The organism is Lyngbya sp. CCY1209, assembly GCF_055795065.1.
This window is the reverse complement of the sequence record NZ_JAYFER010000267.1, coordinates 1-9356: the sequence shown is the minus strand read 5'-3', so window position 1 is coordinate 9356 and position 9356 is coordinate 1. Positions and strand designations below refer to the sequence as shown.

The 9356-nt window shown below is 56.2% G+C and carries 8 protein-coding genes; 4 read left to right on the top strand and 4 right to left on the bottom strand.

Going from position 1 to position 9356, the window contains the following annotated elements; all coding sequences use genetic code 11:
* Positions 1 to 205: 205 nt before the first annotated feature.
* Entirely contained in the window at positions 206 to 904 is a 699-nt protein-coding gene (locus tag AC0QHF_RS07610) for a cytochrome b N-terminal domain-containing protein (RefSeq protein ID WP_324703600.1), read from the bottom strand.
* 401 nt (positions 905 to 1305) lie between these two features.
* Between AC0QHF_RS07610 and AC0QHF_RS07605 the strand changes: the two genes are divergently transcribed.
* The 4 genes from AC0QHF_RS07605 (at position 1306) to AC0QHF_RS07590 (ending at position 4235) form a co-directional block, all read left to right on the top strand.
* Positions 1306 to 1920: a MarC family protein gene (locus tag AC0QHF_RS07605; RefSeq protein ID WP_324703599.1), complete on the top strand. Its 615-nt coding sequence runs from the start codon at positions 1306 to 1308 to the stop codon at positions 1918 to 1920.
* 4 nt (positions 1921 to 1924) lie between these two features.
* Positions 1925 to 2395 carry a GNAT family N-acetyltransferase gene (locus AC0QHF_RS07600; RefSeq protein ID WP_324703598.1) on the top strand — a complete coding sequence of 157 codons (471 nt, stop codon included), beginning with the start codon at positions 1925 to 1927 and terminating at the stop codon, positions 2393 to 2395.
* 86 nt (positions 2396 to 2481) lie between these two features.
* The gene (gene map, locus AC0QHF_RS07595; RefSeq protein ID WP_324703597.1) at positions 2482 to 3324 is read left to right on the top strand and encodes a type I methionyl aminopeptidase; all 843 of its coding nucleotides are present in this window, start codon (positions 2482 to 2484) and stop codon (positions 3322 to 3324) included.
* A 170-nt stretch (positions 3325 to 3494) separates the two neighbouring features.
* Positions 3495 to 4235 (top strand): response regulator transcription factor, encoded by a 741-nt coding sequence (locus AC0QHF_RS07590; protein ID WP_324703596.1) that lies wholly within the window; start codon positions 3495 to 3497, stop codon positions 4233 to 4235.
* Between the two features lie 336 nt (positions 4236 to 4571).
* On the opposite strand, the gene AC0QHF_RS07585 is transcribed toward AC0QHF_RS07590, so the two are convergent.
* The 3 genes from AC0QHF_RS07585 to AC0QHF_RS07575 form a co-directional block, all read right to left on the bottom strand.
* Entirely contained in the window at positions 4572 to 5330 is a 759-nt protein-coding gene (locus AC0QHF_RS07585; protein ID WP_324703595.1) for a PHP domain-containing protein, read from the bottom strand.
* A 188-nt stretch (positions 5331 to 5518) separates the two neighbouring features.
* Positions 5519 to 6706, bottom strand: coding sequence for a HetZ-related protein (locus tag AC0QHF_RS07580; RefSeq protein WP_324703594.1), 1188 nt, complete (start codon positions 6704 to 6706; stop codon positions 5519 to 5521).
* A 425-nt stretch (positions 6707 to 7131) separates the two neighbouring features.
* Positions 7132 to 9072 carry a cation:proton antiporter gene (locus AC0QHF_RS07575; protein ID WP_324703593.1) on the bottom strand — a complete coding sequence of 647 codons (1941 nt, stop codon included), beginning with the start codon at positions 9070 to 9072 and terminating at the stop codon, positions 7132 to 7134.
* Positions 9073 to 9356: the final 284 nt, after the last annotated feature.

Sequence of the window (9356 nt, the reverse complement as noted above, 5' to 3'; positions counted from 1 at the left end):
CATCCCCCCCAGCCCCCCTTTGAAAGGGGGGAGAAAGGGGGGAGAAAGGGGGGAGTAAGGGGGGAGTAAGGGGGGAGATAGGGGGGAACCGGAGACTGGACTCCCCTCTCCCAGAATTGGGAGAGGGGCCGGGGGTGAGGGCGAGAGTCTCAAATTCGGTCGGGGGGCCGATTTCCCGATCATAATGGGAATGTTTGAATTTTCCTCACTCTCGGCGGGCGGATTCCATCTCATCCGTCTCGGCAGACTGCCGCTTTTCGATGATTTGATTCAACATCTGTTCGACTTTTTCCTCCCGCTTTTCGAGTTGTATCCGGCGTTCCCGGCGATCTTGGAATAGCAAGCCGACGAGGTGGACGACGGCCCCGGCGATCGCGCCGACGGATAAAATGTAGCTGTGGAGGGCGTATTGCCGCAAAATCGTGGCGGTGGAAATGCCGCCGCCCCCGGTGAGGACCTCCCGCAGCAAAGGCCCGATCGCCGGAATCGCTTCCACGGTGCCCAATTCGATGGAAAATCGCCAAAATCCGGTCTGACTCCAGTCGAGGGACATGGCGGTCCATCCCAATCCGATCGCTGCCAAAATCAAGAAAATTCCGCTAATCCAACCTGTCAGCCAACTGGCGCGAAATTGGCGTCCGAGAAACATGACCACCATCTGCACCAAACCGAGGGCGATGACGAAGTTTCCGGCGTAGTCGTGCAGTCCCCGTACTAACCAACCGAAGTTGACTTCGTTGTTGAGATATTCCAAAGAATGATAACTGCCCCCGGCGGTGGGTTCGTAGTAAAACGCCAGCATTGCCCCGGAGAGGGCGGCGGTGAGGGTGAGGGTGAGAATGGCGATCGCGATCGCGGTTGACGTGCGCCTCAGCGCGAACGTCGGGTTAATTTCTCTCAGCATCGTAATATAACGTAAATAAACTTCATGAAAAATTGCAATGGCAAGCTCGGGAGAAATTGGGGATAGATTTCTCCAAATTGCCGATTTATGGAGAATTGAGTTCCTTCAGCCGTGGGGGAGCGCGATCGCCCCCCCTGTCGCACGGATGAAAATCTACATAAAACTTAACATATTTTTTAATCGATCGGGGATTAGCCCCGGGTGCGACTCCCGTCGATTTTTTTCCTCCGGTCGGAGCGATAAATTCGGGGTACAATCGAGGTCTGAGTTGTATGATGGGCTACAATAACCGGGGCGCGATCGTCCGCCGCCCTCGATGTTAAAGTGTACAACCGGAATCGAAACAACCGAGAATCCATTATTCAAATGCATCTAGGCTTCAGAACCGGAGCCGAATTGATATGATCGACAGTTTGCTGCAATCCTCGACCTTCTTATTCGTGCTTTTGAATCCCTTTTTGATGAGCATTTACCTGATCGATTTGATTCAAGAATTGGATTTTAAAATTTTTGCCAACTACCTGATTCGGGGGACGACAATCAGCGGATTTGTATTCATTTTATTTGCCTGGTTCGGGGAATCAATTTTCACCCAAGTTTTGCAGGTAGAATTTGAATCATTCATGGTTTTTGGCGGCATCATCTTTTTGATCCTCGCCATCCGCTTTTTCTTCGGGGGAAGTCAGGCGCTCGGACAGTTGCGCGGACAGCCCAAAGATATCGCCATCACCATCGCCATGCCCTACATGATCGGGCCAGGCACCATCAGCGCCAGCGTCCTGGCGGGGAGTCGGCTGTCGCCCCCGCTGTCGGCTGTCACGATCGCCTTCACTTTATCGATGACGGCCCTTTCAATTCTGTTTTTTAAATGGCTCCACGATTATGTCAAACAGCGCGACGAAGCCCTGATCGAGCGCTACATCGACATTGCCGGACGGACGACGGCGATGATTTTGGGGACGTTTTCCATCGACATGATCCTGCAAGGGATCGAAACTTGGATCAAGGAGTTTTAAGGCGATGCAACTCGACATCCGGATCGCAACTGTGGCCGATTTATCGACGTTAAATAATTTGTATGCCGAGATGGACGGGGAATCGGAACTCCCCCCCGAAACGGTCGAAACCCTGTTCGAGCAAATTCGGGCAATTCCCGACTATCGGATTTATATCGCCGAGTCGGAGGGGGAAGTGGTGGGGACCTTTTCGCTGCTGACGGTTCCGACCTTCATGCACCGGGGGTTTCACAAATTTGCGGTATTGGATGCCGTCACCGTGATGCCTTATAGTCGGGGGCGGGGGTTCGGCCGGGAGATGATAAAGGAAGCGATCGCCCTGGCCGCGGCGGCGGGGTGTTACAAAGTGACCTTATCATCGAACTTGAAACGCGATCGCGCCCACGGCTTTTATCGGTCGCTGGGGTTCGAGCAACATGGCTGGAGTTTCAGCTTGAAAACCGTACCCGAACGGCCGGATTTGACGGTGACATAGATCGGGGGTATCGAACAATTGCTACAATTTAAAAAAGGTTGCAACATTCCGGAATATCCATTTTTAGTTGATCAAATATCGAAATAATGAAAAAACTTTTCGGCGAACTGATTTCCAAATCCACCCGACCCAAACCGACCCCCCCCACGATCAAAAAGCGGGGTCGCGGGATTCACGTCAAATCTCCCGACGAGATCGAAATCATGCGGCAGGCCAGCCGAATTGTCGCCACGGTTCTCAAGGAGATCTCGGAACTGGTGAAACCGGGGATGACCACCGCCGACCTCGACGCCTACGCGGAACGCCGCATCCGGGAAATGGGGGCGGTTCCCAGTTTCAAGGGCTACCACGGCTTCCCGGCCACCATCTGCGTGTGCCTCAACAACGAGGTCGTCCACGGCATCCCCCGCAAAAATAAGGTGATCCGCACCGGGGACGTGCTGAAAGTGGACACGGGCGCTTACTATCAGGGGTTTCACGGGGATTCCTGCATTACCGTGCCCGTCGTCGAGGTGTCTCCGGAAGCCGCGAAACTGATCCGGGTGGCCCAGGAGTCCCTCTACAAGGGGATCGAACGGGTGAAAGCGGGGGCCGATTTGCTGGATATTGCCGGGGCGATTCAAGATCACGCGGAAGCCAATAATTTTCGGATCGTGGAGGAGTTCACCGGCCACGGTGTCGGGCGGAATTTGCACGAGGAACCCTCGGTTTTTAATGTCCGCACCTACGATTTGCCCAACGTGAAGTTGAAGGCGGGGATGACGCTGGCGATCGAACCGATTTTGAATGCGGGGTCGCGGTTCACCCGCATCCTCTCTGATCGCTGGACGGCGGTGACGGTGGATAATTCCCTGTCGGCTCAATTTGAGCATACCGTGTTGGTGACGGAGAACGGCTACGAAATTTTGACCGATCGCGATCGGGTGTAGGATCGGGAAAACCTGCCGTCGGAGGGTCGGTCTTTCGGAGATCAAACCGAAAATTTCAAGTTCGGTTCAGGCCGGGAAAACCGATCCTTTGACAGAGGTTTGAAAGGGGCAAAATTCGTTACATTCTAGATTAGAAGTCTGAATTTTTAGGGAAAAAAGGTAGAGTGCCGATGTCGAGTCAAGCCCAAGGAAATGAGCGATCGGGAGACAACGTACCGTCCCTTCCCGCCCGTTTGTTATTGGTGGACGACGAACCGGGATTGAGGGAAGCGGTTCAAGCCTATTTGGAAGACAGCGATTTTCTCGTCGATGTGGCGAGTAACGCCCGGGAAGGGTGGGAATTGTTGCAGCAAAATTTGCCCGATCTGGTGATCACGGATATCATGATGCCGGAAGTGGACGGGTATCAGTTTTTGCAACAAATGCGGGAAGATCCGAAGTTCAAAGCCCTCCCCGTGGTCTTTTTGACCGCCAAAGGAATGACGACCGATCGCATCCAGGGTTATCAGGCGGGCTGCGACGCCTACCTGTCGAAACCCTTCGACCCCGAAGAACTGGTGGCGATCGTCAAAAACCTGCTGGAACGCCGCGCCAGGGTCCGCACGGAAGGGGAAGACGGGGCTCCGGACATCACCGCCCTGGCCGGACAAATTGCCCGCATCGAAAATATGTTGAAGGGCAAAAGCGGGATCAGTCCCAGCCCCTCTCCCATCAAAATTGACCTGACGCCGAGGGAGCAAAGCGTGTTGGATTTGGTCGCCCAAGGGCTGATGAATAAAGAAATCGCCCGCCGGTTGGAAACGAGCGTCCGCAACGTGGAAAAATACGTCAGCCGCCTGTTTACCAAAACCGGAACCAACAGCCGCACGGAGTTAGTCCGCTACGCCCTCGAACACGGACTGACACAATAGTGTTAAGAAATGGCTCCCCGCTCTCTTTCGTTTGGTAAAGAAGGATTGCATTAGTTTAAGATTTGTGCGAAATCCGGGGTGCCCTCGAATTCTCTTGTTAGGTTTTAGGTGGATGTCAACTGAACATGACATGAGACGGAGGCCGTATGAAAACTTCCAACCTACCTTCAAAAGCGACCCAAACCCTATTCCAGACCTTTCTACTTCTGGTCTTACTGTTGGCTTTTCTGATGGTAATGAGTATGGGAGGGGCGGTTTGATTTGAAATTCCCAACTCAGTTTCATGGAAAATGACGGTCAGTTCCGGAGCGGGACTGGCCGCCCAAACATCGATCCCTAAAGCCTCAACGAGATATCGGTGCCGTGGGTATCGGTGCCGCAGGTTTGCAGTAGATCGTGAGTTTTCGCCAACGCTTGAATTTGTTCGGTGACGTTGGGAGTCGGGCGCCAGGGTTTGGTATGGCGGTAGCTGTAGTAAACTTCCACCCCGTCGATACCCAAACGGTCGGCTTCGGGAATGAGTTCGGCGGCGGGGCGGCGATATCGAGCCGGGTGGGCGAGAACCGCTATTCCCCCCGCGGCTTGGATAGCGGAAATGACCGCTTTGGCATCGTATTCCCGACCCCGGGCGACTTGACGTCGCAGGTAGGGGCGGAGGCAGGGCGAGTTGGTGTCGAACCCGTATCCCAAAATGTGGACATCCGTTTTGAGCAGTCCGGCATTAATTTCGATGCCGGTCCACAGGGTGGGGGTGTCGGCGCGACGTTCCGGGTGGTCGATTTTCCAGCGGTCCAACCAATCTTGAGCCGCCCGATACCCCTCGGTGGTGTGGTGGTCTGTGATGGCGAGTCCCCGGAGTCCGATCGCGATCGCCTGCTGTATCACAGCGATCGGATCGAGCTGTCCGTCCGATTTCGTGGTATGAATGTGAAAATTGTAGGATGTCGGACAGCTATCGGCATCAATCGCTGTAAAAACTTGAGTGAGTGTTGGCTGGCTGGAAGCCCCGGCCCGTGCGGATGGGTCTCGGGCGAATCCCCGCTCCGAAGAGAAGCGGGGGAACCCAGCAGAAGCCGGCGCAAGATTGACTGACATAGCCGTCGATTTCTTAATAAACCGTTACTTCGATCTACTGTATCTAATTTGTCAGGCCATCGTGGCGATTCAGGCCAATTCGATGGGAATTTTAGATTTAAAATTCTTATCAATAACCGTCCCGCGAGGGGAAAGGGATGGGGTGACCGGGAGGAGTTTGGAAAAGACCGATCCCCATCGCCCCCCCTTCAAGCGGACGCCCCGTCATCATTCCGATAGCCCGCCGCCAGATCCAGGAGTTTCGCCCAGCGCTTGTGCACCTGTTTGGGGGTGCATTTGAGAGTCGCCGCGATCGCCTTGTCGCCCCGTCCCTCCCGCTTCAGTTGCAGCAGGGTTTGTTGAGCCGGAGACAGCTCTTTGTGAAACGCCTCCCACTGCTCGGCGGTCATGCCCAGCTTTTGATCCAAATCCGCGCCCAGCCACTCGTGGACCAGTTTCCAGTTGTGGGAGCGGGCGAACTTTTCGACGTGGTACTTGAAGCGCTGCTGCAAGTAGTCCCGCTGGCGAGGCGTCAGATTGAGGGCCTTGTCGATGTCGCTGGCCTGCAAATCCTGCAATTTCAAGATCAGGTAATCCACGCATTCGGACTGACCCTGAGATTCCAGGTACTGCACCAGCTCGGCGATGACGCGATCGCGCAGCACCGCATCGGCGGGATCGACCATTTCCGAAACCATCTGTTCGCGAATTTGCTGCATGGCGTGGGAACGGCTCTGGGCTTCAGCCTCCTCCGTCTTGCCCCCTTCCACCGCCAACTCGATATCCAGGGACATTTCCGGGGGTTGACCCTTGGCGAACCCCTGGGCGCGGAGGACGATCAGGCGCTGGCGGTTGCGGCCCGGCAGGCCGATCTGGCGCTTGGCGTACTGTTCAGTAAAGGCCATGTACTCCGAGAGTTCCAGTTGGGTGCGGGGGGTGTAGTCTTCCCCGACCGGGTGTTCCCGCCGGAAGGCGCGCAGGGACTCGATGTAGAACCCTTGCAGGAAATCTTCGATCAAATTGTACCGGGCTTGGAAGTGCAGGTTGGAGTGGAAAGAGGCGACGTGGCGGTAAACCATCGCGGCCAGATTCGAGTGCAGTTCCACCCGGCCCTGGCGGGAACCGAGGCGGTAGTATTGCAGGCACTTTTGCAGGCGGTGGCGGCCGAGGTTCAGTTGCCAGGTTCCGATCTCGCCGGACTCCTGAATGCGCTTGCTCTTGTTGCAGATCCGCTCCACTTCCAGAGCGATCCGCATCATCACGGAGCGGCTGCTGGCGGGTTGGGTGCCGAGCAGGTTTTGGAGTTCTTGCAGGAGTTTTTCCGCCAAGGTTTCGACTTCGAGGGTGGAGATTCCGGGGGTGTCGGGGGTGTCGGCGGCATTGGTGTTGACAAACATCGTGTAGACCTCGGTGATTGAACCATTGCAGAGGTCGAGCTGGGTGGGAAAGTGCTTTCAATCCATCCCCGTCCTGATTCAACTCTCTACAGTTTGAATAGTAGGAGGGACGAAATCCAAACAGGGATTGAGGTGTACCACTCTCTGAAGTAACTGCGATCGCGGGTGGGGTCAACCCCACCGAACAGACCGGGTGTCGGGGGCAGCGAGGGTTCAAAACCTTTGTGAGATCGGGGTTTTAGGCGATCGCGAACCGGCGATCGTGATCGGTATTCCGTCAGCTCGCATAGGTCTGTAGAGTGGACAGTTTGCCAACTGGTTCCCTCCGGTCGGGTGAGGCCTCTTTCCGGAAAATTGATTATGGACAATCGACAATTGATAATTGACCCGCTGCCATTCATTTCCCCCGGCTCGCCGCGGCCGCTTCAGGCGTTGTTGTCTTCGACGGCGATCGGTTCGAGATCCTGCAGGTTTTGGGGGGACGGGATCGGGACCTCCTCAACCACGGGATGTTTTTCCAAGGTCAGGTCGGTCTGTTGGGAGCCGGAGAGGCGTTTGAGCAGTTTGGGCTTGGGGTCGTGGAGCAAATAGATGATGCGATCGCCCGCCTGCCAGGTTTCTTCCACCGGGATCACCTGCAATTGATCTTGGCGCTTGAGCAACAGGGGGACGAACTCACCCGAGCGGATCATCGCCTGTAGGTGCGATCGTTGAAACTCCAATCCGGGTTGTCTGAGCAACGTTTCCCCCAACTTGACTTCCCGTTCTTCGACATACTTGTTCCACTGCTTGAGGGGGAACTCCGGAATAAACGCCTGTTTCACCTTCTCCTTGGCGTTGTGGTTGGAATTTTTCTTTTGGGGTTCCTGGGGGAAGATCGCCAGCACCCGGGGGGGCTGAAATTCCTCCGCCGCCCGCTGGGCCAAAACCAGATTCACCTCGCCGTTGCTCGTCATCGCCAGGAACGTCCCCATCGATTCGAGTCCAGCCTCCTCCAAAACGCTCGTATCCAGGGCACTGCTTTGGTAAACCCGCAGGCCCTCGTGTTTAGCCCGTTCGCAGGCCTCCGGGTCTGTATCGATGATCACGACGGACTCATCTTGCTCCTGGAACATCCGGCCGATCAGGCGGCTGATGGGGTTGGACCCGACGATGACGGCGCCCGTGGCGGTGCTGGAGGTGACGCCCAACACTCGGGCCACCCAGCGGGCGGTGAGTCCCTGCGTCACCACGGTCATGATGATGGTGAGGAACACCAGAGCCTTGATGGAATCTCCCCCGTTGATCCCCCTTTGGGTCAACAAAATTGCGAACAGGGAGGATACGGAAGCGGATACGATCCCCCGCGGCCCGATCCACGAGATGAAGGATTTTTGCCGCCAGTTGAGCTTGCTGTTGAGGGTGCACAGCCAGACGTTGAGGGGGCGGACGACGAACATGAGGGCGAGTACCGTCAAGACGCTACCCCAGCCGAGGGCGACGATACTTTGCAAGGACAGATCCGCGGCCAGCAGGATAAATAACACCGACACGCACAGCATCGTGAGCTGTCCCTTGAAGCGCCTCAGTTGGCGAATTTCCGGCACTCCGACGAAGCGCACCATGATGCCGGCCACCACCGCCGTCATCAGCCCGGATTCGCTGCTGACGAGTTCGGCGACATCGTAGAGTCCCCAGAGGGCGGCGAGGACAACCAAATTTTTGAGGTCTTCGGACATGAACTGGGCTTGTTTGAGGCTCCAACCCAGCAGGGCACCGCCGACGACGCCGACGGTGGCACCGATGCCCAGGCGGGCAACCAGTTCTTGGAAGAGTTCCACCGGATTGGCGCCGCCGCTGAGGACGACGTTGAGGACCAGGACGGCCAAAATGGCACCGATGGGGTCGATGAGGACGCCTTCCCCCTCCAGGAGGGCCGCGACGGGGCGATCGACGGACACTTGTTTGAGCAGGGGGCCGACCACCGTCGGGCCGGTGACGACCACCAGGGAGGCGTACAGGAAGGCGATCGGCCAGGGAAATTCTCCCAGCCAGTGGGCGGCCATCCCGCCGCCGAGCAAGGTGATCAAAGTCCCGGCCGTCACCAAATTGCGGATGCTGCCGGAAACTTCTCCGATCGCCCGCAATTCCAAGCTCAGGCCGCCTTCAAACAGGATCAGGGCGACGGAGAGGGAGACGATGACTTCCAAGCCGTCGCCGAGCAGGTTGGGGTGAACCAATCCTAGGCCGTCATTGCCGACCAGAATCCCGAACAGCAGCAAGAAGACGATGGCCGGAACTTTGAAGTAGTCCGCTACAACTTGAGCACCGATACCGCTGATGACCGTAATCACCATCAGCATGGTGATCTCAAAGGGTGTGTCCATAAGGGTTAGCCGTCGATCTGAACCGATCTATGCAAGTGAAATCGAATTTTGTCAGCCCGGATCTCTCAACATTGCGATCGTCGCTGGGAATTGTAGCAAAAAATTGAACGGCGGTGGATCGCAGGCATGGAGGCCTGTGAGGCCTGTGAGGCCTGTGAGGCCAACTCCTCAATCATCTTTAGATGATTTGGGCTGTTAGCTTGGGAATTATAGCGCTGCGCGCGGTCCGAGGCCGTCGGTATTAGGGAGTCGGAAACTGAAACGGCTTTTCTATAAGGGTTTGA